Raw genomic sequence first — 26,265 nt, forward strand, 5'->3', positions numbered from 1 at the left:
AGCGCTCGCTATCGAAGCTACGGCTGCCCGCGTGTCAAGCAACACGGACATTTGCGATCGCCCGTACAGTCGCACTCTGGGGAGATGACGCTCTACCAGAGGCGCTGCAGAAGTTCGAGCTCTCGCAACGACTACTGCGTCAACGCGACACTCCAAACGTAAAGCTCAGGACTGATCTCGAGCCGATTTGGGCTTCTCTCGTGGCCGCATCGAAAGGTGACAGTCCTTATCGCTACACAGAATTGACACCGGTCGTCGAAGCTCTCCAAAGCCTGAAGCAGAAGCGTGACAATAGAGCCGCGCGTGAAGAAAGTGCTTTCATAGCCGCTCTACGAAATCACGTGCCCGAAGTGGAAGTTCTCGTCGACTTGGAGGAGCTGACGCCCGAACAGCGGCTACAGCGGTTCGATGCTTTGATCCATGCGCTAAGCAAGGAGCCAGGTGCTGCGGACAACACGCTGCGCCGAGCGTCGCTCATGATGCTAGCAGGGTATTTGTCAACCATTGCGGCAGGCGGAGCGCCTAGTCTTTCTCTAACCGAAGGTATTGCGAATCAGTGGCCGGCTGTTACAGCGTGGGCTTACGTTTTGGGGGGAATTGGTGAGCGAGTCATTTGGACCTCCGCTTTTGACGGGCTGGGTCGGCTCGTCGCTCGAGAGTTGTCGCGGCCGCTGCACTTTGAAGACCCACCCACATGTGACTTCGCGTTGGATGAGGCTCAGGTGCTGGTCGACCCCACACTCGCCGATCCGTTGGTTCATCTGCGCATCAAGCAGGCCCGCGTCGTGACCGTCGCCATATTCCCTGGCGTCAATTTATCGCTTCCGTTACCAGAGCCCGCGCACGCCGATCGAGAGACCAAGAAATCTGAATCGAATGCCCGGCAGGCAGCCAACAGAACGCAAGGTGGATTAGAGTCATTCGACGAGCACGCCTCAGCTCTGGCGGATGCCTTATGGCCCTATCTGCAGTCACGCGTGGAAGAGATCTTGCTTTCGAGTCGCAGCAAGTCACGAAAGAAGGATCCCAATCCTCAAGACCAAAAAAAACTTTGGTCTCGCGACTGACAGCACAGCGCAGTGAACTCGAGCGCGATGCAGTTTGAGGAGGCTTGCGGTTGGCTGAAACGGCAGCCAAAGCGCGGACATGAAGTTGGCCCTCGTGCCGCACCGGTGACTTCCTTGAGGCGTTCAGCAGCACCGAGCACCGGTTTCGTTTCTCGCACCCGCGCACGCATCAGTCTTCCGGCGTCGCTGTGCGCTTCCATAGCGCGAGCGTCTCATTGGCATCCTCGATGCTCATCGTCTCGCGGGCGATGAGGCCGTGCTCGATCGCAGGCGGCAGACAGGGCTGGAACTTCGAGATGCGCGAGCGCTGGCTCGGATCGACGAGCCGAATCGCGTCGCGCCACGTGAGGGTGCAGGCGGCAAGCGCATCGATCGCCCGATGAATGACCGCCCGACTCTTCGCCGCCCCATTCGAAAATGTGATGAAGGTGTTACTCGGGGAGACCCGCTCGCCGATCTCGAGCTCGAGCAAACCGGCAAGCACCCGGTTGCCCGCACCGCCTGCGAAGCTCCACCAGCGAAATCGTCCATCTGGCTCCTCTTCGAGGGGCTGCGGATCCTCATCGAGGAAGGCGTGCAGCTGCCGCTGCGCATCTAAGGCCGCGACGGCACGAGTCGACCACGAGGCATCGTTCTGTCTGCTGCAGAGTACGCGGCGCATGGCCTGGCACAGGGAGCGATCGAGACTCACCGGCAGGCCGAACCAGCGCGGATAACTGCCCTCTCGAGCGGGCTCGACCGCGCACGTTCCCGCTCGCCAGTCGACGCCGACGATGTGCCACGGGCGGCCGGCGAGGATGAAGTTTGGAATCTTCCGCTCAGTATCTTCGAGGAAGGAGGCATCGACGACGCCGACCTCCATCTGGCCATGCATGACCCGCAGTACTCGGGGTGTGGAGAAGACGGCGTAGAGCTCCAAGAAATTTCGGGCGCCATAGAGCTTCTCTCCGCGCGCCCCGAGCGCGAGACGCGCGTCGGCCTCGACCAAGATGTCGCTCGCCACCATGTGGCGCACGATGCTCTCGCGCTCCTCGACCGAGACCTCCCCAAACGCGGCGCAGCCCTCGAGCGCACTCCACCAGTCGTGAGACGCCGAGCCTCGCTCCTGCATCGACAGCGCGATCGCCTGGTGCGCGAGCACGTGCGGGACCCACGTGGCCGGACGCGCGGGCTCCACATAGCCGCTGCGGAACAGTTCAATGATCGCGGCGGCGCGCACGAGCGCGTCCTCATCGGTCGCAAGGAAGGTGCAGTTGGCGATCGAGCCTGCACGCCGGCCGGTGCGCCCCATGCGCTGGAGGAAGGAGGAGACGCTGCTCGGTGCGTCGATCTGAATCACGTGATCGAGATCGCCCACATCGATGCCGAGCTCGAGCGCGCTGGTTGCGACGATGACACAGTTGGTGCCCTCCTCGAACGCCCTTTCAGCGGACGCACGCTCCGAGAGCGCAAGGGATGAGTGCGAGAGGTACACCTCCACCCCTCGCTGCGCCAGACGATGACCGAGCTCCTCGACGCGCCGGCGACTGTCGACGAAAACGAGCCGGCGCGTGCCGGGATAGAGTTGATCGATCAAGAGCGCGGCATTGTCGAGCGTACCGACGAAGTCGAGCGCGAGTTCGGGCGCCTTGCGCGCCCCGCCCGGGTCGACCACGCGCTGCGGCCGCAGGCTACTGCCCGAGAGCCAGCTCACGATGACCTCTGGATCACCGACCGTCGCCGAGAGACCGATGCGTTGGATGTCGGCCTGCCCAATGCGCGTGATGCGCTCGAGCAGCGCGACCAGATGCGCGCCACGATCATCGCCCGCAAACGCGTGGACCTCATCGATGACCACCGCGCGCACGGTTGCGAGCAAGCGCCGCGCGGGAGTACGCGTCGAGAGCAGCATCGCTTCGAGCGACTCCGGCGTGATCGCGAGTACATCGGGAGGCTCATCGATCATGCGCCGGCGTGCCGCCTCCTTCACATCGCCGTGCCACTTGCCCGCACGTCGTCCAATCAAGCCCGTGAGCGTCGAGAGCCTCGCCTCTTGATTGTTCAGAAGCGCACGAATGGGGGCGATGTAGAGAACCGAGACACCGCGCCAGTCCTCGACATCCATCCTCGATAACAGCGGCAAAAACGCAGCCTCGGTCTTGCCGCCCGCCGTGGGGGCCAATACCACGCAGTTAGCGCCATCGAGGATCGCCTGCGTCGAGAGCGCTTGCACGGGCCGCAGGCCACTCCAGCCCAGGCCATTGACGATCTGATATCGAACCGCGGGGCTCAGCCGGTCAAAGGCCTCCTCGGTCCTCATCACAGATTGATCTCGATCTCATCCGGCGTCTTGCCGGCGGCCGCCGCGCGCTCCTCCACCGTGAGCTCATCGGCATCGATGCGAATCTCGAGGTCGTGCTGCGGATCGAAGTCGGCAAAGAGATCGACACGATCCAAGATGGTCGCAACGAGCTTGCGCAGGAAGATGCGCGGGGCAATGCCGACCTTGCCGCCGAGCTTGCCGGCAACCGCGCTCGCGAGGCCTGCGATGACGGCATCCGTGACGCGCGCTTGCATGCGCGAGGTTGCCTCCGTCGGATACAGATCTCGGACACGCCGACCGACCTCGAGCAGTCGCCCCCGATCGAAGGCAGGAAGGCGCACCTGAACATCGCGCGGGTTGTCCCACTTCGCATCCGCCGAGAAGTCGACGTGCAGACGCTGCGCAAGCGGCGGCAGCCGTTTGACGCCATTCGGCCCGTCGAAGAACGCAGGCGTACCCGTGATGAGCACATAGAGTCCCGCGAAGCGTCCGCCGTAGAGATCGTCGATGAGCTTGCGGATGGCCTCCAAACTCTTGTCACGGCTATCGGAACGAACGCGCTGGATGGTTTCGACCTCATCGAGCACGAGCAGCAGGCCCGGCCGCCCGCACTGCTGTAGCACCGCGAGCAATCCGCGCAAGAAGCCGAGCGCACCGGTGTGATCGATCTCGCCTTTGATGCCGGCGCGTTTCTTGATCTCCGCACTCACGTTCGGTTGACCCATCAACCAAGCGATGAGTCCCTCGGCGATCGCATGCTCGCCCTCGATCTGTGCGAGATGGTAGGCGCGCAGCACCGCCGCGTACTGCGGCTGCACCGCACTCACATCCTTCAGGCGCGCCTCGAGCAGGGTGCCCACGCCCGCCGCGAGGGCCTTCATGTCATCCGGGTCGGCGAGTGTCTGGCTGACCTCCTCCTCGAGGCCCATCAGCCACTGCGAGATGATCGCGCGGAACGCCCCGACATCCCACTGCGCCGTGCGTAGCGCCTCCATCGCGCGGCGATACACCGTTTCCAACCGATGCAGCGGCGTGTCGTTTTCGGAAATCTGCACCTCGGCGACGGCAAAGCCGCGCGCGAGCGCCTGCTGCTGATACCAGCGCGCGGTAAAGCTCTTGCCGCAGCCGAAGTCACCACGCAACGCCTTGAACACCGCCCCGCCGGTCGCGCAGCGATCGAGCTCCTCCTTCAAGGACATTGCGAAGCGATCGGTGCCCACCGCAAAGAGATCGAGTCCTCGGCGCGGCACCGTGCCTCGACGCAGGGCTTCGATGACATCCTTCTTGAGCAAGACGCTCGGTTCGCTCATTCGGTCACCCCAAACTGCGACAGGAGCCTCGCCTTGTGGAGCACGACGCGACGGCCCGCGACATCGTGCTCCACGATGGCAAATCCATCCGCGTTCAGCACGCCCATGCGTGCAACGACCCCGCCGACTTGGTGGGGACGCACGCCGCAGAGGCGCGCGAAGTCGACGGCGGTGAGACTGCCGCCGGAGGCGATGAGTACCGCGAGCCAGCCCAAGACGCGCTCGATATCGGCCTTGGCGACACTTCCGACCTGTTGCGTGAACACTTTGGACTGACGCAGCTTCGTCACCAACTCGGGCTCGCTCGGCACGCTCGGTGCCGTCCTCGGCGCCGTCTCGGACACGAACTCGATGCCGGGTAGCGCCGCCTGGGTCGGCGGCTTCGGTGAGCCCACCGCGATCAGCGGCGCAGGCGGACGCGCGATCCTGAGTAACCACCAGTCGGGTTCGGGTAGGACGCGACAGGAGAGATCCGCATCGTCGCCTGCGACGTCCTCGAGCCACTCCGGGGCGATCAGGAACGCAGGCGCCACGGTCTCGGCCAGCGACAGACCGCCGTGCTCCCCGTAGTGAGGCGCGCGGTTTGCAAGCGAGGTGTCCCACAACGCAGCGATACCCCCCGCGCCTCGCGGCTTCCAGGCGGTGCTCGGCAAGCGTACTTCACCCGCTTGCGGCTGCTCGCCCTCGGCGAGCGCACGCCAACGCGCCCCGCCCTCTCGTCCGGGAGGCAGCCGCCCGCCCACGACGCGCATCGCATCTCCCGCGACGTGACCGTGGTCGGCCACCAGCAGCACCACGCGCTCGGCGATGTCGGCAGCAGACAGCAACGCTTCGAGCGGAAGAATTGACGCCTCGCTGTAGTCGACGGCGACCTGGAGGCTGCCCTTCAAGTCCTCATCGATCGCGTTCACGACGACGGCCACGACGCGGCGCTCCCCAGCGACCGCCTGCTTCACCTCATCGATCAGTTCGTGCCCCGCCTGGATGTCGCGACGGAAGAACACGTTGAGAGGCTCCTCGCCGATGAGTTCACGCACGTACGGGTTCGAGGCCCAACGCGCATCGTCCTTGTCGGTCCCTTGATCCCCGAAGCGAGGATCGGCGATGCCTGCGAAGAGCGCCGCACGACTGACCTCGGTGAGGGTCGGGGCGGCCGCGAGTACCGGTGGGATCGCCAAGCGCCCGTACCAGCCTGGAGTGCGCCAGGCAATCGGACTCCACCGTCGCTCCTCGCGCAGACGCTGCAGCACTTGCACCGCGCTCGCATAACTCATGCCGTCCATCAACACGAGCAACAACCGCCGATCCGTGCCGCCTTTCAAGAAGGGAGCGACGATGCGCTTGGTGACGTGCTCGATCGGAATCACCTCGACCGAGGGCTTGCCGGCGTCGATCCAAGATACATAGGCCTCGGCGAAGCGCTGGTCATCGGCACGCGCGATCGCATCGATGGCTTGTGACAAACGCCGAACCGCAGCCATGAGCGTCGCGCCCGCACCGCGCATGCCACGCAGGCGCTGGCGGGCCCAATCCAGAAATCCCCCCTCTTCGGCGTAACGCTGGGCGAGATCGATGGCAGGCTGCCATGCCGTGCCGTATTCGGCGAGCGGCGCTCGCACCGCTCGCGCGAGCAGCCACGCGGCCAGGCGCGCGGCCATCTGACGCGTTTCGAGGTGCGCTCGGCCCCGCAGAGCGCCGTCCAAATGATGCGCGCGCAGCCGATCAAATGCGGCGAGCAGCGCCTCGAGTCTCGCCGCCGTCGGCGCATCGACGAATGCCGACAGAGCGGTCGCAACGGCCTCCTCACGCATCGCGTGACCTGCCGGCAACCAGTCGCTCGCAGCGGCCAGCGCGGCCGCACCGCCCTCCACCGCGCGCCGCTCGGCCTGCTCGAGCAACCGCCGATCCTCGGTGCTCCCGGCACTAAGTACCGCTTCTAACACGGCATGCCCGACGCCACTGGCGTGCACGCCCCGAACCTCGTTTGCAAGCCCCGGGGCGATGCTCGTCACGAGTCCATTCACGAGTCCGCGCAGGTAGTGATCTTCGACCTGCTCGACGGCAACGAGCAGTAAGAGCGCTTGGAGCGCGCCATCGACGCCCCCGATCTCCCACGCTCGAAAGCCGAGGAGGCCCGCACCCGGCAACCGCTCATCGAGCTCAGCGATGAGCTCCCGGCGCACCGCTCGAAGCAAATCATCGCTCTCGCACGCTCGCGCAAAGGCGGGCCCGGCATCTGAGCGGCGGACCCAGGTGAGCCAGGCGGCCGCGCTCTCGAGCGCGCGCTCGGGAATCTCGAAGCGGGCCTCGAGGACGCGCGTCACGAGCTCGCCCCGCGTGAGCCGCAGGCCGGTGATCTTGCGCAGGCCCGCGACGCTCCCCGATAGAACCAGCTTCGCGAGCGCCGTCGATGCGAGCCCCGGGTCCACCTGCCGCGCCCCCAACAGGGCCGCGAGGCGGGCATCACGGGCGACGTGGTAGATGCGCCCGCCCGCGAGACGACACGAGACATCCAGGGGCAACGCCTCCTGTGTCCAATCGATGAGATACACACTGCCGCCCGTTTCGGCCTGCCCAGGTTCGGGGAGCTTCGAACGCAGTTCGAGCTCGCACGCGGTGGGAACGATGTGCCACGTTGCCCCATCGAGATCGAAACGCCCCGGCACTCCACGGCCGAAGAGCGCCAACAGCTTGGAGCGGTGGCCGCGTCGGAACAGGCGCTCCACCTCCAAGCGAACGTCGGCCTCCGACAGCTGCGGCGCCTCGGTCACTCAGGCCTCCGTTTCCAAGCGGTGACGCGGATCGTGATTCGCGAGGCATCCTTGCCCTCCGCTTCGATGCGATCCGCGAGCTCCCGCAACATCGTCGCCGCCGAGCTCGCATCGACGAGCTCGCTCGCCGCATCGAGCACCGCATCCTCGCCCCCGGGTGGGGGTGGACGCACGCGCAACAGCTCATCGGCACGGCGAGTGAGCTCGCTCAAGCCATCGGCGAGCATCTTGTTGATTTCATCCGCCGTGAGGAGCGCGGCAAGGTCTGCAAGCAGCTGCTTGGCTCGCTCGGTGCGCTCGGCATCCCCCACCGAACCCTGCACCTGTCGTAGAACGATCCAGCGCGCCTCTTCCATGAGCAACCGCTCGTTCGCCGCCGCCGTCGTGAAGTTCCGGCTCATGGCAGCGAGCGACGTGGTGGGCGTAAAACTCGCCAGGTCCCGCACGATCTGCGCACCGTCAGTGCCCGCAAGCTGAGTGAGCAGCGCCGCCGAGGCGCGCGCGGTGGCGAGACGAGGCACGTCCTCGAGATCGGTCCAATCGCGCACCTTGGGCGCAAGCGCACCGGGCAGCTCGACGGCCGCGCGAAGCTCGTTCGCCTTCGCCTTGAGCTTATCGGCGAACTCCGAGAGATTGCGTGCCCCGAGCGAGCGCCCCCCGGCGATGCCAAAGAGCTCACCGGCACGCTCGAGGGCGGCGACCCACTCGGCCTGCGTGGGCAACGCCGGGCGCAGCAGCTCCACCTCATCGGGCAGCTGACCCGCACGCGTCAACGTATAGCTCCTGCCATCGCGACGGAACGTGCGTCCGCTCCAGGTGGCATAGCATGCGATGAGCACGTCCTGAACTTCGGCCGGCAAGCCTCGGGTGTGCTGCGGATCGAGCCACGCTCGCAGCTTGCCCACCGTGGGCGTATCGAGGCCGGCCTGCTCGCGCAATTGCTCGAGGTCGCGGAACGGCCGATCGAGCAGCTGTACCGCCAGATCCGTAGTGTCGGTGATCCCGAGCGGATCGGCGTACGCACGCAACTCCGTGCGCTCGGACTTCTCGATGCTCATGCGCCGCTCGCTCGTGTCGAGCAGCTTGTGGAGGAGTCTGTTGAGGCTGTCCATCCGCGTTGCCGAGACGGGGCCATCGAAGTGCGGGTGATGGGGGTACTTCTTCGAGAGCATCATGTCGATGACCTGCTTGAAGCCATCCTTCATCGTGCCGGCGAGCAGCGGACGGATGTCCAGGTCGACGAGCAGTGAAACGAAGTGCTCCTCCACCGTGCGCGAGGCGTCGAGCGATGCGCCGTCGCTCGCTCGCACGAGCCCATAGGCCGGTACCAGCGTGCGTTTCAAAAGTGACTCTTTCTGCGCGCGCAGGCTCACGAGATCGGCGCGCGTCGTCGTTTGGTCCTCTACGCGCAGGTGGCCGAGATACTTGCGCGCATCGCCATCGAGGATGTGCTCCAAAACGACGAGCTCCCCGAGCACGCGCTCGAGCGCGTGTGAAAAGAACGTGGGCAGCCACACGATCGTCGGGTTCGCCGGTGCATCGGGGGGGCGCGTATCGCGATGGTGCTCGACCGTGCGCAGATCCTCCTCCGGGCCGTGACCGAGCTCATCGAAGGGATAGTCGATGATGAGCTGCCATTCGAATTCGCGTGGGCACCGGAAGATCGTGTCGTCCATCTCGCGCACGTTGCCGAAGCGCACCCGCCCCTTGCGGCGCGTGCCGTAGAAGCCGAGCTCGGTTTCGACCAGCGTGCCTTCGCTGGCGAGCTCCAGGGCTTGAAACACGAGTCGGCGCATCGCGTTCTTGCGCGCACCGGGCGTGTCGGCCTCCGCAGCCTGCGCGAGGATCGGCTGCAGGTCGACACCCGCCAGATGAATGCTCACCTCTGGATCGGATTGCTCACCGAGCCGCAGCGCACCGACTTGGCTCGCCCATTGGCGAAGCCGCTCGGCCACCATCAGCATCTCGGCGCCCGGGATGGGCGATGCGATCGTGCCGTGGTTCAAGTACGCCAAACGCCTCACCGTGAGGCCCTTGAAGGGTTTGGCCTCCGGCACGAGCGCCGCCATCAAGAGCGTCTTTGCGAGGCGATTGTCGTTGCGGCACGCCGTTTGGCGACAGCCGCTACAGCCCAGGCGACGATCGTGCGCTTCACGCAGGCGCTGGCATGCGCTCGGACTATCCGTGTGGTGCTGACGCCGGATGATCGGCAGAAAGCTCTCCCGATACAGATCGCGGGCTCGATCGAAGCGCGCCTTCATCACCGGATCGTCGATCGGATCTTCGCTTTCAGCGAGCGCATCGAATGCATCGCCCACGGGCACCACACGGCCGGTCTCGAGATCCGGCAGGTGGTTCACCAGCAGCTCCATCAGAATGCGAATGGCCGTGCGCTCGCGCTGCAGACAATCCGAGAGCGCAACGAGTGCTTCGATGAGCGCCGGTGAGAACGGATAGACCTTCTTGAAGTCCGCCTCATCGCCCTCGCTACCGATGAGCACGCTCTGTGCTTGGCCCGCGGCGCGCCACGTCTTGGCGAAGTCATCGGCGAGCCTCTGCGCCGCCGAATCGTTCTTCGGGCGCACGACGCGGTGGGCGACGATGGCCGGTAGGTTCGAATCGGCAAGCGTGACGGTCTCGAAGCGACCGTCGTGGTGCGAGAGGTTGCGCGTCAGTTCGTTGCGTACCGCGCCCTGCGCCTGCTCGCCCAAGAACTGTGACAAGTCGCGCTGTCGTGCGATGAAACTCACGATGGGGATCGCGCGGTCGGCATCCTGCGCCTCCTTCAGCTTCACCATCTTCTGCACCTCGCGGCCGACGAAGGGCAGATCGCTCGAATTGCCCGCGAGCCACAGCACGAGCTCATCGAGGTAGAGAACGATGGCATCGAAGCCGAGCGATTTGGCGTGGCGACTCATCACGCCCAGGCCGGTGTCCAAATCGACGAATCGCCCCTGCTGGGCCGTCCAAGACGTGAAGTAGGTGCGCACCAGATCGCTGAACAGCTTGGCGCGAGGACTCTGCTCGTCGCGATCGGCTTCGCCCACATACTGCGAGGATGCGGCGGCATCGAATGTGGCGGCGTCCCAGGTACGCGTCGCCGCGAGCTTGCCCCACCCGCTCGCGGCCTGCTTCACCCCGCCATTCAGTCCCTCGAAGAACGTCACATCGCCCATCCGACGCCGCAAATCGCGCGCATTCTCGAAGAGGCCCTGATCGGCATAGAGCGCGGGCGTCGGCGCGTCGGGATGGTTGTTGGCAACCCAGCTGACATAGGCGCCCAAGAGCTTCGACTCCATGTCCCGGGCACCGAGCATGTGAATCGGTAGCTGCAAGAGCTTTTTCTTACCGATCCACTCGTGCTTCGCGCGCAGCGGATGGAGCTCCCCCCGACGCCATGGTGCCGGGTGGTCGGCGAGCATCAGATCGAGCAGCGCCATGAAGTGACTCTTGCCGGCGCCGAACGATCCATGCAGGTACGCGGCTTGGCTGCGTCCGTCGCGCAACGCGCTACCAATGATCGACAGCGCTTGCTCGAAGGTCTGCAGGATCTTGGCGGTGATCGCGTAGTCGCCCACCGTGCGCTCGGGATTGGAGATGCCTCCAGTGAGGTCCTGCACGAAGTCGCCCTTGCGGACGGCCTCAGGCAGCTCGAGCAGTTCGTGGATGCGTGTCACCAGGGGGCTCCTTGCAAGAAAGAGACGAGCTGCTTCGACTCTTGGCCATCGAAATGCGAGGCGGAAAGGCCGCGTCTATTGATGACCTCGGTCATCGGGTCACCCGGAAAGAGAAACTGGCCCGTGACGTTGATCTGCGCCTTGAGCCACTCGGCTCGCTTTTTCCTCACGGGATCGGCCGGCTGAGCGTGAGCGTTCAAATACGTGTGAGCATCGAGCCAGCGGGTGTTCCACTGTGCTTCGACGAGCGGGGCGAGTAGGTCTTCGAGTGTGCCTCGTTGGTTGTTCTGATCATGAAAGACATAGAGACCCACACGATGCGAGCCCTTGACCCATGTGCCATGTGTCGGCGCGGAAACGCCCTGCAGCAGTGAGGCATACTCGGTCGCGAACGTCGCCTCGCGCCCAGACAACGACTCGTCCGCATCGAAGAGAAATGCCGCAGCGAGCTCCTTCACGTCCGTGCCGAACTCCGGGTCCAACACCGCGTTCATCTTATCAATGAGCTCTATCGCTGCCTGCGCCGCGCCGGCTCCTTGACATCGAATGAGCACGTAGATCGTGTCGGTAGTCTTCAGGATTGCCTCGAAGGCAGGCAACCGGGCGTGCGCCGCCGCTTTCAACCTCAGATCATCGAGCGTGCGATCCGAATAGTGCCTGGTGATGATGCTGGCGATCTTCGGTTTTTTTGGATTCGTCGGATCATGGACAGGGCCAAGCGGCGATGGCAGCTTTCCGATGGGGTCACCGACCCAGTCCGTTTTCGCCACCTGGCCGAGGCTTCGGGTGACGAACGCCACGTCATGGTTGCCCTCGCAGAACACGAAGACTGCTTTCATCACAGCCTCCGCAGGTCGACGTCGCCGACATCGACCGCGCGCTCGAGCTCGGGACCGCCGAAGCGAACGACGCGCTTGGTCGTGCTGTCCTGCCGCTTCAACAGGTAGGCCACGACTTCATCGATGCCGTACTCGTTCAGCAAGAATGCATCCACGGTCTCCTTGCTATGGGTCGTGAGAAAGAGCTGGCACTCGAACTCGACAGCGAGCTGATGCACGAATTTCGTGAATTCGAGCAAGAGCCCGGTGTGAAGTGCGTTCTCGAACTCATCGATGAGGACGATGCCTCCGCGCGCCCCCGCAAACAGCAGCCCCGTCAAAAAGACTCGCTGAATGCCCTCGCCGAAGGAAGAGAGGTCCACAGCCTCCGCGAATTCATTGTGCGTCACGAGAAAACGTCCGTGCTCATTCGCCAGCGCAACGTCGCGGACGCCTGCATCGATGTGCCTGCGAATGAACTCGATGACGCGCTCCTTCAATTTCAGCTTGATGCTCTCCTCGTTACATCGCACGAGTAGCTCAGGATCAGAGAGCGAGAACGGCGAATGAAAGACCGAAGGCGTCAGCCAGCGCGGCTCGCCCGTGAGACGCGTGCGACGCGCACGCCCCGAGAAGAAATCGGTGACGGAGCGCTGCGCACGCCCCGCGTAGCTCGCATCGATGACGAGCGTGCGCAGATAGCTCGCCCAATCCTCATCCACATCCTCAGGCTCATCTTTCACCGAGATCTTCAACGACACGGCGTTATCGGTGCGGTGGTCATAGTGGCCGCTCAATGCCACCTGTTCCGGCAACTGCGTCACGGCGAAGGCGGGCGCGGCGCTTGCGTCCATGCGAGTTCGCCGGCGCAGCAGCTCGAGCAAACCGCGCGGATCAGACTGATTGGCGAGCAGATACACCGCTTCGAGCACGCTCGTCTTGCCCGCGTTGTTGATCCCCACGATCAAGTTCACCCGCCCGAGCTTCTCGAAAGCGATGTCCGTGAGCGCGCGGTACTTGCCCACACCGATCGAGTCAAAGTGCGACTGATGCAGCTCGCTGTAAACCCTCCAGGGCTGCTCCGAGGTCGTCGCAGTCGCAGGCTGCCGCTTTTGGGACACCGCCACGGCCTCGAGGCGTGCGGCGAGTTGTTCGACGCGATCGAGTTCGCTGCCGGACATCTGCGGCGCCAACTCGAACAAACGATCGATGCCCTCGTTGCTGCGCTCGAGCGCGCCAACGATCTCGTTCTTCACGAGCAGGTCGCTCGAGAGCGTGGCGGCTTGAAGGCTCCGTGTTTCTTCCAGACGCTTCACGGCCGCCGGGTCTTCGATGACCTTGGCGAGCTCACGGATCTGTCCACCCGTCGAAATGGCCCGCTCGCCGAGGCCCCTGTTCATCCCGAGCCGAGCGTCATCGTCGTCCTCCGACTCATCCTCCGGCTCTCGCGAGAGCCAAGAGAAGAGGCGCTCCAAATTCGCAGCATTCTTCGCCCGCTCGGCCTCATCACTCCACTCGAGCCAGCTGCGCAGCGACGGCGCCTTGAGCACCTCGCGGAACAAATTGAACATCTCGGTCGTGAACTGATCGCCGTAGTCACTGTCGCGATAAGCATCTGCCAGTGCGAGCGTACGCACACTCAGGTTGAACTCGCGCTTGCTCACACCGAGCGAATTGCATATCTCATCGGGAACTTTCCTGAACTCATCTCGCAGACGCTTCATGAGCCGCGCTTGATTCACGGCGGGCCAACGTGCCTTGCCGCTGATGTGATGCAGGCCCATGACGACGAGATGGTGAAAGGTGTCGCGCTCCTCGTAGAGGATGCAAGGCACCTTGTCGAAGATCGTCGAATCGAGCTTGCCGAGCTGACCCGTCGAATCCTGCCAGCGCAGCTGGAGGTGTTTGAGCGTTGCGACCCGGCGGTTTCCCTCGACGACCAAGTACTTTCGATCCGCAAGCTTGCGTACGTGAATGGGCTCGACATCAAGCCATCCGTTCTGTCGCAAGCTCGCGATCAGATCAGTCACGTTTTGTTCGCTTGGACCGAGGATGAGTTTTCGCGTGCGGCGCTGCACGTCTTCGTCGGTGACGTGCGCCTCCGGTACCTCGCTGTAGTCGGGGTGATCGATGAAACGGTAGTTGTTCGGATCGAGATACAGACTCGACAGCGCCAACGTCAGGCGACGGGCCTTTGCCTCGGCGTTCGATGAGGACAGCGATGCTTCGTCGGTCATGGTACTCATCCTCCAGTGGCCACGTACCGAGCGGGACGCCCGGAGACCTTTTCAACGAGCCCATCGGCGATCAGCTTTTTCAGCGCCTTGCCGATGAGCGCTTTGCTGACGCCCACATCACTTGCCAGCTCGATCTCCGACGGACCCTCGGGCAGTTCAGCCTGGTCGCCGTCGTCCCCCTCGTCTTCTTCGACGTCTTCGACCTCAGGCTTCCATGCCGAGAGCGCGGCAAGCACTTCCGACGGGTCGATACTCGTGCGCTTGGTCGCTGCGGGGGGCGTCCATTTGCGCAGGTCACCCACGGCCACACCGAGCGCGTGTGCCTCGCCCGCGACAAAATCACGAAAGAACTCACCGAGCTTCGTACCGCCGAACTCGACCGACGGTTTGTTGTGCCACTGGAGCAGCCAGGGCACCCGCTCGTCGATGCCGGCGAGCAGCGGCACGAGGCGGTCCTTCTGCCAGCCGTCCTCGGTCTTGCGACGCTGGTATAGGCCCGCGAGCGCCTGCGCCACCTGCAGGTGATTCCAACCGGCCCACCCTACGAGCGGCGTCGTATCCTCATCGGTATTGCCGCTTGGGATTGTGATGAACCGCTCTTTGGTGACATCGAGCTTACCGCGCAGACGCCAGTAGTGGCGTAAGTAATCCTTGGGTCCATACTTGTCAGGCACCGGGATCGCCTTGAGGCCCAAGCGATCAAGCTCAGACTCGAGCTTGTCTTCATCTTCGAGGCGTTGCAGCCGCCAGGCCTCCTCCCAGCTCGCGCGCTTCTCCATGCCCGTCTCAGCGTAGCGGTAACCAGCAAGAAACGGCACACCCTCGCTGTCGATGAGTTCGGAGACGAGCGTCACAAGATCACGCCCGCTCTCCTCGGTGAGTAGCTCGTGGGCGGCAGCAACGGCAGGATCGCGCCCGAGATTAAGGGCGAGCTGCCGTGCGGTACTCAACTCCGGTACCTGCTGTTCGGTGAAGCTGGCCTCCATTCGGTCGAGGAGCCATGCGCGAACGGCATCAGAGAACGCTTTGATTTCATCGCGTGGTGCCCAACGACGCTTAGTCTCCGGCGTCTCGAGCAAGCGAAGCTGCCTGCCTTTCTCGGGATCATCGAGAAGGCGCAGCCGTTGCTGATACAGGTCGGCGAGTGGCCCCCCAACCGCCGCGGGCGCCGTGCGAGCGTTCATTCGAAACCACTCCGAGGCCGAAACGTCGTGTTTCACATCGCGAGCAAGTCGGACTTCGAATGGCCGATGGTTAGGCTCGATAGCGACGCGCACCGTCTCAACGGATGGCGCTTGCACGGTAGGCAGACCGCAAACACCATACACACGCCAGTCCATCTCCTCCTGCAACGACGCGAGAATCCCCCGCAAGCGGGCTCGCTCTGCGATCCCCCTGGTGCGTGCTTCGCGGAGGGCAGCGAGGTTCGGCGCAACAGCGAGTGTTGCCGCAACGAGTTTCTCGGGCGCATGCTCGGCTGCCTCGCTCACCGCGTCCTGAGCGGCGATGACGAGATCTAACAGCCTCTCGCACAGGTCTTCTAGCCTAGGTACGGGAAGCTGCCGCAGTTTTGTGCCGTCGAACTCAAAGAAGTTCATCCACGGGTTCGGACTAATCATCTGGCCACCAGGGCCACCCTTCGAGTACATCGTGAGTCGGCACCAGAAAGCGACAGTCGACGAATTCAGATAACCGAGGAGTCCGAGATCATCCAATTCAGAATTCTGTGTGGTGACAATTGGCGCAGACTGCTTGAAGAGCCGCGTGTCACGATCCAGCACAAAGTGGTTGTGAGTTGCAACGAAGCCCCAAGCGATCCTTCTGGCATGGCGATGCTTCTCGATGGGCAGCTGAGGGATTGCCCAGTGAGGTCGACCCACATCAGTTAGGCGCGTGCCACCTGAAACAAATCGGACCGCCATCCACGCTCTATGTGGCCACAGAAACTTCTCGAGACCTGGCGATGAGCTCAGGTCCTGCCAGAGCTCCCAACTATCTCTCGAGTACGGAACAGGGATGTGGATATCGACATCCTGAAACGCCCAGTCACGAACGATGTCTCCGTTTACATAGGGAAGCAGTGACTCGAGCTCGACACCCAGCCGTTTGTATGTGAGTTTTGTAATTTCAAGAAGATCGGATGCGCGCGTAATCGCATCAACTCCCACAGTCGTGGCGATGTCACCGAGAGTCATCGGCGCGGCGTGAGCAAGCTGCGAATAGAGAATTCTCGCGCCGCCACCTGCGAGAATCCAGGGATGGCGCTTCGCTTCGAGCCGCGTGAATGACTCGACCGAGACGTGCGCTCCATCGAATCCAATGGAGTCGTGATATTCCGTGATCTCCGACCAAACCGGCGCACGCGCCGGTTCACTTGGGGTCTCTTGCTCCCCCCGCTTGCCTAGCACTGCAGGAACCGGGGTCATTGTGGCGGCTCTGTTCCTTCCAAACAGCAGCAGAGTGGGCGTGCCGTGGCCTGGCACGTAGCACCCCGAAGTATCGATGATCTTCTGCACATCGAACCGAGGAAGCACCTTCTCTATGAGGACCTTGCCGTAATCACGCTTGGTCCACGCGTTCGTGTTAATCATCCCGATGTATCCGCTCGCAACGGACAATTCGAAGAAGCGTTGTGTGAACGGAGCGCTAAGAGCCCATCGGCCCGTGATGCTATCGTAGCGCTCCTTGAGGCGTTGCTTCTTCGCCCTGTCTTTTTCGGTGATGTACGGCGGATTGCCCACCACAGCGTGAAATCGCTTCGTTAGCACGCGCTCAACTGCGCCACGGTTTTCCAGGCGGAACAGTTGATCGCCCCATGCGATCTCATCCATCGAGATCTGCTCGGAGAATCGAATTTGCGCGTTCGCCCGCTCTCCGAATCGATGCAGCAGGCTGTCAGCCGCCACAACGTTCGGCTTGAGATCGGGCGCCTTCTCCAATCGGTCTATGCCCACCGCATGGAGCAGCGCAAGTACGAGGCGAAAGCGCGCGATCGCGACCGCGTACGGGTTGATGTCAACGCCATAGACCTGATCGAGCGCACGACGCGCCAGATCGGCGATGTGTTCGGTCGGCGCCGCCTGCTGCCAGCGCCCGAGCAGTCGTCGGAACGCACCGAGCAGGAAGTGACCCGAGCCGCAGGTCGGGTCGATGAGCGTCACGTCCTTAAGCCCAAACTCTGCGATCGCCGGATCGAGCGTCTGGTCGAGAATGAACTCCTCGACGAACTCCGGCGTCTGCAAGAGTGCATAGCGCTTGCGCGCTGCCTCCGAAAGATCCTGATACAGATCACCTAGAAATCGCGTGTCCTCGCCCGTAAACACCAACGAAGGCGCGCCGCTCGCATCACGCTTGCGGAAAAAATCGAGCAGCGCCTGCGCCCCCTCGCTCGAGGGCGCGAGCACCCAGATCGGATTGTGCTTGGTATCAAAGACATCGCGCGCACCGGGCAGCTTCGCCAACTCACGAAACACCGCGAGCAGGTATTCGCGCGGGCCGAGGAACGGTGCAATCTGAAGAAAGAGTGCCTCACGGTCCTCGGCAACTCGCTGCGCTTCGGCCGAGGCGCCTGCCACGCGCGGATCGATGTAGCCGCGATCCTCGAGCGTGCGCACGAAGACGATCGACAAAATCCAAGCGACGGCAAGTTGCGTAACGCGCTCACGCCGCCACGGATCGAAGCTCGAGCCCGTCTGCCCGGCCTTTTGCTCCTCCTCCCACGCCTTCTTCAAGCCCGCCTCGACGCGTGCCGTCTTGGCACGCGCGAGCAAATCTTTCTCGAGCGCCTTCAGCGCCGGCTGCAAGAGCTTCGGCAGGTTCGAAACATTCATCGTCAAATCGTTTCCGCCGCGTTGTGGTCGTTGCGCAGCCACTCATAGGGCATGACGAGTCGCTGGCTCGGTAGCGGCACCGGTACGGGCAGCCGACCGTTGATCGAGGGCGCGGTGCCATCGGCGTGCGAGGGCACCACGAGGAGGATGGCCGGCGCCTCGCCACGTTCGGCGCCATCGACGATGCGCTGGAGCGCGCTTGCGAGGCCATAGCGTGCCAATGCGCCGGGCCAGACGAGCACCAAGATCTCCACGCGACGTTTCAAGAGCTCATCGACGAGGCGCTCCGTCGCCTGGCGCACGAGCTCGGTCAGTAGCGGCCAGTCGGGGCCCTCAGGCCCTGCCCGATCGGCATTTTCGACGTTCACCCACTCGACGCCGAGCGCCTCGGCTCGCTCACGAATGGCGGCGACGAGCGCATGATCGAGCGAGATCGCCTGCGTTTTGAGCACACGGGCGAGCGCATCGATGGCGTGACTCGCGAAGTCGGCGCGGACCTGCACGACGCGGAAACGCCCGGCCGCCACCCCTCGATCGAGCTGGTCCTGAAAGGCCGCAGCGCGCTGTGCTTCGGGACTGCGCCGTTGCGGCAGCCCGACCGCGGTGGGCTTGCGTGGGGGCACGAACACCGTCATCGAGGTATGCAGGTGCTGCCCCGGACGCACGTACTCGCCTGCGCCAACCTCGGGCATGAAGATGAGCCCGTGCGGGATCAGCAGCGCATCGAGCGCGGGCCGCTCGGGCAGCGGCGCCGCCTCCGGATAGCGGGACGCGACGCGCTTCTTGACCGCCTCGGGCGTGATGCCTCCGCCCGACAGCGCCGCGAGCGACAAGGCCAAGGCACGCTTGGCATCCATGCCACGCGGGTAGAGCTCGAGACGCGCCGAGGCAGCCGCGTTCGTGCTCGCAGCGGCCGCAAGCGTGAGGCGTTGGTCTGCGGGCAGGGTCGCAAGCGGGGTGCCTTCGACCACCTCGGCGAGTCGCGAGCGCACGACCTCCGATGAGGGCAGCGGCTCGGTCATCGCAAGCGTGTCAGCGGTCTCTGCGAGCGCCGCGATCGCATCGAGCACCTCGGGCTCGCGCGCCACCCAGGGCGTGCTGCCAATGCGCCGCCACGTGGCCGGCGCGCTCGGTCGCAGTCGCAGCTCGAGCGCGACGCGCACGAGGGCCGCAGCCATGCGCACCTCCTCATCGGAGGGCGCGCCGTCGGTGCGTGCCTTGGCGAGCGCCTCGGCAAGCTCGAGAAACGAGGCGGCCGGCGCCAATGTATCGAGCGCCAATCCCACGGCCTCGGTGAGCGCAATCGCCGCGGGGTTCTCGGCCCAACGCTTGCTGCGCAAGAACTGCAGGCTCGAGTGAATCTGTGCCGGGTCGAGACCGAACGCACCGGCAACCTCGCTCACGGCGCGTGCGGCCGCAAGGCCCGTGTCGGGCCGCTCATCGGGCAGCGGATCCATACCGACCAGAACGCGCAGACGCTTGATCGCCTCGTTCTGGCTGGCTCGACCGATGAGCTCGCGCGCCCAGTCGCCCAGCGATCCCGGCATGGGTTCGGCGGCCGCGAGCGCGAGCAGCCGCTCGCGAAGCGCCTCGGCGCCGGGTTTGCCGAGGAGCTTCTCGATTCGCACGGAAGGCGCGAGCGCGGCATCGAGCGTCGTGTTGATCCCGGCCGCAACGAGGCGCATCGCTGCGCCTGCCTCGATGCCGGCCTCGGGCTCCTCGAGCACTAGGCGCGGCCGCGAAAAGCCCGGCACCAACGCCGCCTCGCTCTGCACCTCGACGCGGGCGTGCAGCACGTCGGCGAGCCCAACGATTTCGCGGGCCACGTGCGTGCCGACGCCGCGCACGACCGAGAGTTGGTTGCGCGGGAGCAAGAGCAATTCGGCGACGGTTGAGACCCCAGCGCGATCGAGCGCGTTGCGGGCGCGCGCTGAGAGCGGCAGCGCATCGACGGGCGTCTCGGGGCGCACCTGCTCAATCGCCAGCGCCGAGGCACCATCGTCGGTCTCCGCCTCGATGCTGAGCGCCCGCCCCCACTCCTGGCGCATCGCCTCGGCGCTCTGAAAGCGGCGCTTGGTCTCACCCGCAAACGCCTTGCGGAAGAAGGCGGTCAACCGATCGCGCACGGCCGCATCGAAGCGCTCGGCCTCCACCGCAATCTCGGCACTCGCCTCGCCCTGCGTCGGACGAGCGGCGGTGAGCGCGTGGTAGAGCACGGCCGCGGCGGCATAGCGGTCCGCGGCAGCATCCCACGCACCACGCAAGTAGAGCCACGGATCGCGCCATTCTGCCGTGCCCGCCGTCGTCACCGTCGGGTCGGCCGATGAGAGCGAGAAGTCGAGCAGCAGCAGATGGCTCTGCTTTTTCGACAGGCTCGTGAAACCAACGTTGGTCGGCTTGATGTCGCGATGGGTGATGCCCGCCTCTTCGAGATACTGCACCGCCGAGAGCAGGTCATCGCCGTAGCGGCGTGCGAGCTCGAGCGGCAGCGTGCCCTGTTCACGCAGCACATCCCCGAGGCTGCGCTCGCCTGCGAATTCGAGCAGCAGACACGGCAGGCCACCGAACGTGAGGACATCGCGCAACGCAACGATGTGCTCGTGACGCAACTCACGCAGCGTCTTCGCCTCATCGAGCAGCCGATCGCCACAGCGCGCGTCATGCGGAACCTTGAGCGCGTAATCGCGACCCTCGCGACGCACGTGCAGGACGAGTGCCGTGCCGCCAGAGCCCAGACGCCGCTCGACGCGCATCCCACCCGGCAACGTATCGCCCTTCTGCGCATCGCGCGGATCGAGGTGCGCCTCGGGCGGCGGGGTCGGACGAGTGAGGGCATCCAGCACATAGGTGTCAAACCACACGGCAATGTCATCGGGCCGCTTGTGGAGGTTCGGGGCGGTGGTCGCCGCGATGGCCTCATCGAGCACCGCGAGGTCGGCACGCAGGATGGAGGGTCGCAGACCGCCCTCGCCGTCTTTGTCCTCGGAGCGGCCCTGGATGCGCCGCTCGCGCTCGGCAAGGGTGGCCGCCGGGTGTTGATCCGTGAGTAGGAGCCAGGCGAGGCAGCCTACGGAAAACACATCGCTTTCATACGTGGCCTTCACCGGATCGGTGAGCACCTCGGGCGCCTGGTACAGCCGATCGAGATCCTGAGAGAGCTGGTGAAAATGGCGCGTGCCGACGCTCGAATGCTCGATCCACGCAGCACTCTGGAAGCGGTGCAGGCGCACGTGAATGCGCCCGTCGCTGCCCCGTCGCACCAACACCGAGGCGGGCGAGAGGTTACGGTGCAACACTTGGGCGCGGTGACAGTGCGCGACCGCCTCGACGATCTGCTGGAGCACTCCCAAGCGCTCATCGAACGTGAGATTCGGTTCCTGACGAAGGAAAGCATGCAGAGGAAGTGCGTCCTCGAACGCCTCGAAGAGCACGGCGGGACCGAGCGGCGCGTCATCGACGAACGTACGGTACGCGAGGATGCTCGGATGCTGACCGATCTGTGCGAGCGTTTGCGCTTCGCGCTTGGCAGCGCGATGCAGCTGGGAACGCCGTTCGGTGCTGGTCGCTGCAGGCACGAGGTAACTGCGAACGCGAGCCTGATCGGTCTTCACGACCGCATTCTTCGCGAGGTGCTCTTGATACCCCTCGCCCTCATCGAGCAGTGCCCCGAGCTGATAGCCGCCGACCACACGCGACTGTGTACTCGGGCGCAAACCGATCCGGTGCGCCACCTGCAGGAGCTGTTTCATCATCGGGCGGTTCACGATGCGGCGTGCATCGCGCCCATCGAGCCCATTCACGAGCTTTGAGCCGGCCTCCTCCCGAAGCAGCAGCCACGGCGGCCGACCGCCCTCGAGTCGCACCCCACTGACGTTGGAGAGGAAGACCGCCGCATGGACGTAGGGACGCTCGGGCCCGAGCTGTCGCTCGAGCAACTCTGCGAGCACCTTCGCCTTGAGGTTCGCCCCCGGATACGGGCACTCGATCGTCCGGCGCCGTCCATTCTCGGTGATCGTCCAATCGACGATGTCACCACTGAGCTCGCCGGGAAAGCTCTTGATCTCTACCAGAAAGAGCCCGTGCCGCGACAGAAAGAGCAGATCGATCTCATAGAGACGACCGGAGGCCGGGTCATAGAGCTCGTGCAGCTCCCACGCCTGATGCGGATCCGTATCCGACATCGACGAGTGCCGATAGATGAAATCGAGCGCCTGCCGCTCCCAGGGAAATGGCGTTGGTCGACCGCGATGGATGCGTGCCTCGGGAAGAGCCATTTACTTTCCGCTCAACTTCCATGCAACCTCGGCGGCTTCAGCTTCGGCATCGGCCGAGACCACCGCCGCATCGAGGTGAGCGAACCCAGCCGGTCGCGCCAGGTCGGCAGCACTCCCGGATGGACGAACGAGCACCGTTCGAGCGCGCGCGCCCAGCAGCACGGCCGCGAGCCCCGCGAGCTGACGGAAGGCAGGCGTGGCGGCAACGACGAGAACCTGGTCCGTCCACGACAGGGCACGGTCCGCCGCAAAGGCCTCGGCCACCGCAACGATGGCGGCGCCGCCTGCGATGACGAGCTTGGTCGAGGGCGTGAGTGGTGGCACGGCGACTCGCTCGGGTTTCACGCCGAGAACGCTCACGACCTGCTCGAGGCTCGCATCATTCTTCTCGGTGAGCAGGCGCTTCGCCGTGACAGCATCTATCCCCTCCCAGTCCGGTCCGAATGGCTCATCCTCGGCGAGGCCGAAGAAGTCGAAACACACGGCGGGCGAGAAGGCGGCGCCCCAGGTGCCAGCGGCGTCACGCAGCAAGATGTCGAGCCGGTCAGCCGCGCCGAGCGCACCGGCAAATTGCGTCCAGCGAGTCTGCGCATCGGGGCCGAAACGGCGCGCCGTACTCTCGCGGGCGTCCAGCGCATGCAGCCCGAGCACGGCCGCGCGATAGAACGCCGAGCGCTGTTCGAGGCTCAGCGGGCCCGTCACCGACGCAGCCCCTCAGTCGCTGCGCGCTGGCGCTTCGGGTCGATGCGGGCCGCTGAGTTCGCGGCGTGTACGCACCACGGTCGCCCCTTCGAGGCGGGTGAATCCCTTTGTTCATCCATCGTATCGACGATTCTGCTCCGCAATCTTCAGTAGTTGTGTGACTTCAGACAGCGCGAGGATTCGATCCGTCATCAAACGAAGCTCCGGTACGCGCGGCGATAGGATCCGACGGGCGCTGGCCCGATCACACCGCACGCGAAGGCGGCTTCGTCATGGCGTCTTGCAGGTTCTCGTTCAATGACTCGTACGTCGCGGCGTCGATCGATGCTTTCCCCTAGCCATCCTCATCCCTCCCGGATCTCGAACCGCTGAGCAGGAGGAGCCCGCCGCCGCGGCTCGAATCCATCATCCCCTCTCATGCGCCTGAACTTCCAGCGTCGGGGAAACTCGCGGCCGGCATCTTCCTCGGACTCGTCTGCGCCCAAACCCACAGCGCTCCGCGCCCGATGACCCAGCGTGAGTAGATAGATTTTAACCGGATTTGGCCGGGATGGGCAGGGTTTATGGCCGCTTCGGCGGGGGTCGCCATTCGGCTCGCCCGCCCGGGTCAGCTCGCGCAGCAACGATCGTACCGGGAGCATCCGATGCGCATCCGACGTGTCGCTCGGCCAGACACCTCGATGTCGATTCAATCCCGCGCCCGAGACCTGCATCGACCCTGCGGCGAGCCGCTCACGGGCTGGCCATCGACGAGCGAAGGCTCCCTAGCAGCTTCCGTGCATCGATCCGAGCTCAGTCAACGCACCTCGCTCGATGAGCGTGGTGCTCCCATCATGTCGAACCCCGCCGACCCGTCACGACCATCTTCCTAGTAGATCGTCTCGACTCGAGATCTCATCCTCGGATCGCGACGAACTGGCCGTTCGTCAATCGATGACCTCGATGATGCGCACATTCCTCGGATAGAACAGCCGATAGCTGCGACCTTCCTTCTTGAGTACGCCAGTGGCTGAAAACAGCCGACGTTCCGTGTGTGCGCGAGCCGCGAGCGCGTAGTCTGCGTGCTGCAAATCGAGCCAGATGTTTCTCGGTTCACCATCGACCTCCGCCTGCACCGTCACCTCCCCGACGTGGGTTCCCGGTGGGTCCGCGCGCAGCCGGAATACGAATCCCCGCATCTCAAATTCCTCTCGGGGTGCCTTGGTCTTTAGCAGCAATGCCGCTTCCTTCAGCACGGGCGCGAAATCAGGCATCACAAAGGTCGCAGCTCGTGGTGGCGGTGGCACGCGCCGACTGCGCGCCCAGGTCATATCGATCGTGACGGCTCGGGGTCCATAGTCCGCCGTCCCGAGGCCCGACATCGCGGTACAGAGATTTGAGCTCACACCACGGGGCACCGCCGCCTCAAATTGATCCAAGCTTCCGGTTGCGATCGCATGACCTGCGGCGCGAGTGACCGCGTCTATCGCGGTCGAAAGCTTCACGGGAACCTGCCGCTCGAAAGGTTCAGGTAACCCGAAATCTTCCGCCTGCGCGGGCGAGATCAAATCAGGCGGTACGCGCGAGAGCACCGTCACGACAAAACTGCCACGCTCGGTTTGCCCCATTCGAACGCGCTTCATGTAGTCGATGGCGCGAGCGGGCTTGCGAGCCGGATAAAACATCTTGGGCTCCGCCGTGGAACACGCTGCCGCCAGCATCAAGTGATGCGTGTGAGTCACGACATCCATGGCACGGTCCAATGGCAAGGTGCCGTCTTGCGCCTCTGGATCCAAGATTCGAACACGCACCACATCGGTCGAAGTCATCGAGAGATCCGCAAGGATCTGCAGTTGATCGCGTCCCTCCACGATCTCCAGAGTCCGAAGCACGTCCGCGACGCGTTGGGGGTAGTCTCGGAACCGATCCGTGAGAGGCAAGGCGATCTCAGCATCCTCACAGGTAAATAGCGCCCAGGAGTCTGCGTGAATGGTGTCGGCCTCTTGCCAACCCTGCGAGCGCAGATAGGCCGCAAGCTCACTGGGACGCAGCGCAGCCAACAGTGCGCGATCTCGGACATCGGCTTTCATGGCAGCTCCGAGTTTCGAACGCGATCCATGATCGCACCCAAGCCCGCACCATCAAAACGCTGCGACCGAGGGAGGTGCACGGTCACACTGTAGTCACTGTTCGAAGGCGGCCAACCTCTCAATGAAACCCAGTAGGCGCAGCTGCGCAGGAGCAGTCCCCTCTCCTCCATCAGCAGCCATTCATCGATGACATTGGGCACGGCCACGACCACCAAAATTCTCGGCACCATGACATTGGTCGGAATCAAGTCGTGGTAATTGTTCACTTCGAGGGGAAATCGAAGGGCCTCTTCGCTGAAATCAGGCGAGCCGGTGCACTTGAGCTGCAACTCCAGACGAGGCGAACGAATGGTGCCACGCCCGCCACGGTCATGCAGACACCAATCGATGCTGTCATCGTCCGGCACGGGCTTCGACATCGAAAATCCCGCGACCGCCGCGGCCGCCTGAATGAAGGCGTTGCTGAATTCTTCCTTTTGTTTTTGTGGGTCCATTCCCCATCCCCCGATGTCCAGCCTTGCCCGCTCAATTGTCCGTGATGTCACCCGAACGCCACAATGGGCAAGCGCACCGCTTGCCTCGAAACGGCGCGAAGTTCGCGGTAGACGACCGAGACGGCGCCGGCGCCCACCAGGGATTCGCCGGAGTTGGCGATCCCGCCGCTTGGGCGCCGTCCCCCAACCTGGGTACCGACGCCCGCGCTCGCGAGCGGACGGGTAAAATACCCAATGCCTGCACGACCACGGTACGCCGTAGTCTGCCCGCCTTCCGTGTTCGACTCGCCCTAGAGATCACTTCTGGAGTGCCATGTCAGATTCGAAACTCCCCATCTGGACCTACCCCGCCGAAGCCGAAGGCAAGCATGCCCTGCCACAGATCGGTCGCTCGCCCCTTCAGATCACCGAGGTCGATCCGAAGCTCGTCACCTCCAGCCTAAAACGCGCCATCGCGGCGTTCGACCCACTCGTGCAAGATGCACCGTCAACCGGTGGCTTCGAGATCGAGAGCATCGAGCTTCATTTCGGGATCAGCGCGAGCGGCGCGGTGGCGCTCATCGGCAAGCTCGAGGCCGGCATGGAGGCAAGCATCAAAGTGACGCTCAAGCGATCCAGACTGACCATCGGAAAGTGAGTCGGTGACACCCCGAGAGTTCATCGCCGCGCTCCAAGCGCGACACCCAGGCATCAGCGTGCTGCCTGAGCATCTGC

General features: G+C 64.2%; 13 protein-coding genes. 2 read left to right on the forward strand and 11 right to left on the reverse strand.

Annotated features, from left to right (window positions below):
- Positions 1 to 200 precede the first annotated feature (200 nt).
- Positions 201 to 1,067 carry a hypothetical protein gene (locus tag ACFPN2_RS28230; protein WP_380602951.1) on the forward strand — a complete coding sequence of 289 codons (867 nt, stop codon included), beginning with the start codon at positions 201 to 203 and terminating at the stop codon, positions 1,065 to 1,067.
- A 169-nt stretch (positions 1,068 to 1,236) separates the two neighbouring features.
- Here ACFPN2_RS28230 and ACFPN2_RS28235 read toward each other — a convergent pair whose 3' ends face one another.
- From ACFPN2_RS28235 to ACFPN2_RS28285, 11 genes are all read right to left on the reverse strand, one after another.
- Complete coding sequence (locus ACFPN2_RS28235; RefSeq protein ID WP_380606660.1) at positions 1,237 to 3,366, reverse strand: DEAD/DEAH box helicase; 2,130 nt, start codon at positions 3,364 to 3,366, stop codon at positions 1,237 to 1,239.
- Positions 3,366 to 4,679 (reverse strand): BREX system ATP-binding protein BrxD, encoded by a 1,314-nt coding sequence (gene brxD / locus ACFPN2_RS28240; protein ID WP_380602953.1) that lies wholly within the window; start codon positions 4,677 to 4,679, stop codon positions 3,366 to 3,368. Before brxD ends, ACFPN2_RS28235 begins: the two co-directional genes overlap by 1 nt.
- Positions 4,676 to 7,450, reverse strand: coding sequence for a BREX-2 system phosphatase PglZ (gene pglZ / locus ACFPN2_RS28245; protein ID WP_380602955.1), 2,775 nt, complete (start codon positions 7,448 to 7,450; stop codon positions 4,676 to 4,678). Before pglZ ends, brxD begins: the two co-directional genes overlap by 4 nt.
- Positions 7,447 to 11,127 carry a BREX-2 system ATPase PglY family protein gene (locus ACFPN2_RS28250; RefSeq protein ID WP_380602957.1) on the reverse strand — a complete coding sequence of 1,227 codons (3,681 nt, stop codon included), beginning with the start codon at positions 11,125 to 11,127 and terminating at the stop codon, positions 7,447 to 7,449. Before ACFPN2_RS28250 ends, pglZ begins: the two co-directional genes overlap by 4 nt.
- Complete coding sequence (locus ACFPN2_RS28255) at positions 11,124 to 11,966, reverse strand: DUF3226 domain-containing protein (protein ID WP_380602959.1); 843 nt, start codon at positions 11,964 to 11,966, stop codon at positions 11,124 to 11,126. Before ACFPN2_RS28255 ends, ACFPN2_RS28250 begins: the two co-directional genes overlap by 4 nt.
- Positions 11,966 to 14,182, reverse strand: a complete 2,217-nt coding sequence (locus ACFPN2_RS28260; protein ID WP_380602961.1) for an AAA family ATPase — start codon at positions 14,180 to 14,182, stop codon at positions 11,966 to 11,968. The genes ACFPN2_RS28255 and ACFPN2_RS28260 overlap by 1 nt, the downstream gene beginning before the upstream one ends.
- A 5-nt stretch (positions 14,183 to 14,187) precedes the next feature.
- Positions 14,188 to 18,012, reverse strand: coding sequence for a BREX-2 system adenine-specific DNA-methyltransferase PglX (gene pglX / locus ACFPN2_RS28265; protein WP_380602963.1), 3,825 nt, complete (start codon positions 18,010 to 18,012; stop codon positions 14,188 to 14,190).
- Positions 18,013 to 18,014: 2 nt separating this feature from the next.
- Positions 18,015 to 22,286, reverse strand: coding sequence for a protein kinase domain-containing protein (locus ACFPN2_RS28270; protein WP_380602965.1), 4,272 nt, complete (start codon positions 22,284 to 22,286; stop codon positions 18,015 to 18,017).
- Complete coding sequence (locus tag ACFPN2_RS28275) at positions 22,287 to 22,988, reverse strand: hypothetical protein (protein ID WP_380602967.1); 702 nt, start codon at positions 22,986 to 22,988, stop codon at positions 22,287 to 22,289. It lies immediately after the preceding gene.
- Positions 22,989 to 23,914: 926 nt separating this feature from the next.
- Positions 23,915 to 25,057: a hypothetical protein gene (locus ACFPN2_RS28280; RefSeq protein WP_380602969.1), complete on the reverse strand. Its 1,143-nt coding sequence runs from the start codon at positions 25,055 to 25,057 to the stop codon at positions 23,915 to 23,917.
- Positions 25,054 to 25,602, reverse strand: a complete 549-nt coding sequence (locus ACFPN2_RS28285) for a DUF4365 domain-containing protein (protein ID WP_380602971.1) — start codon at positions 25,600 to 25,602, stop codon at positions 25,054 to 25,056. The genes ACFPN2_RS28280 and ACFPN2_RS28285 overlap by 4 nt, the downstream gene beginning before the upstream one ends.
- A 262-nt stretch (positions 25,603 to 25,864) precedes the next feature.
- On the opposite strand from ACFPN2_RS28285, the gene ACFPN2_RS28290 reads away from it, so the two are divergent.
- Positions 25,865 to 26,188, forward strand: coding sequence for a Pepco domain-containing protein (locus tag ACFPN2_RS28290; protein WP_380602973.1), 324 nt, complete (start codon positions 25,865 to 25,867; stop codon positions 26,186 to 26,188).
- Positions 26,189 to 26,265 lie beyond the last annotated feature (77 nt).

It is taken from the genome of Steroidobacter flavus (genome assembly GCF_042651805.1).
GTDB lineage: Bacteria > Pseudomonadota > Gammaproteobacteria > Steroidobacterales > Steroidobacteraceae > Steroidobacter > Steroidobacter flavus.

Bases quoted from the DNA above. Each gene is read 5' to 3' on its own strand.
- ACFPN2_RS28235 (WP_380606660.1), bottom strand. From the start codon at position 3,366: ATGAGGACCGAGGAGGCCTTTGACCGGCTGAGCCCCGCGGTTCGATAT.
- ACFPN2_RS28290 (WP_380602973.1), top strand. From the start codon at position 25,865: ATGTCAGATTCGAAACTCCCCATCTGGACCTACCCCGCCGAAGCCGAA.
- ACFPN2_RS28260 (WP_380602961.1), bottom strand. From the start codon at position 14,182: ATGACCGACGAAGCATCGCTGTCCTCATCGAACGCCGAGGCAAAGGCC.
- ACFPN2_RS28280 (WP_380602969.1), bottom strand. From the start codon at position 25,057: ATGAAAGCCGATGTCCGAGATCGCGCACTGTTGGCTGCGCTGCGTCCC.
- ACFPN2_RS28255 (WP_380602959.1), bottom strand. From the start codon at position 11,966: ATGAAAGCAGTCTTCGTGTTCTGCGAGGGCAACCATGACGTGGCGTTC.
- brxD (WP_380602953.1), bottom strand. From the start codon at position 4,679: ATGAGCGAACCGAGCGTCTTGCTCAAGAAGGATGTCATCGAAGCCCTG.
- pglX (WP_380602963.1), bottom strand. From the start codon at position 18,012: ATGAATGTTTCGAACCTGCCGAAGCTCTTGCAGCCGGCGCTGAAGGCG.
- ACFPN2_RS28270 (WP_380602965.1), bottom strand. From the start codon at position 22,286: ATGGCTCTTCCCGAGGCACGCATCCATCGCGGTCGACCAACGCCATTT.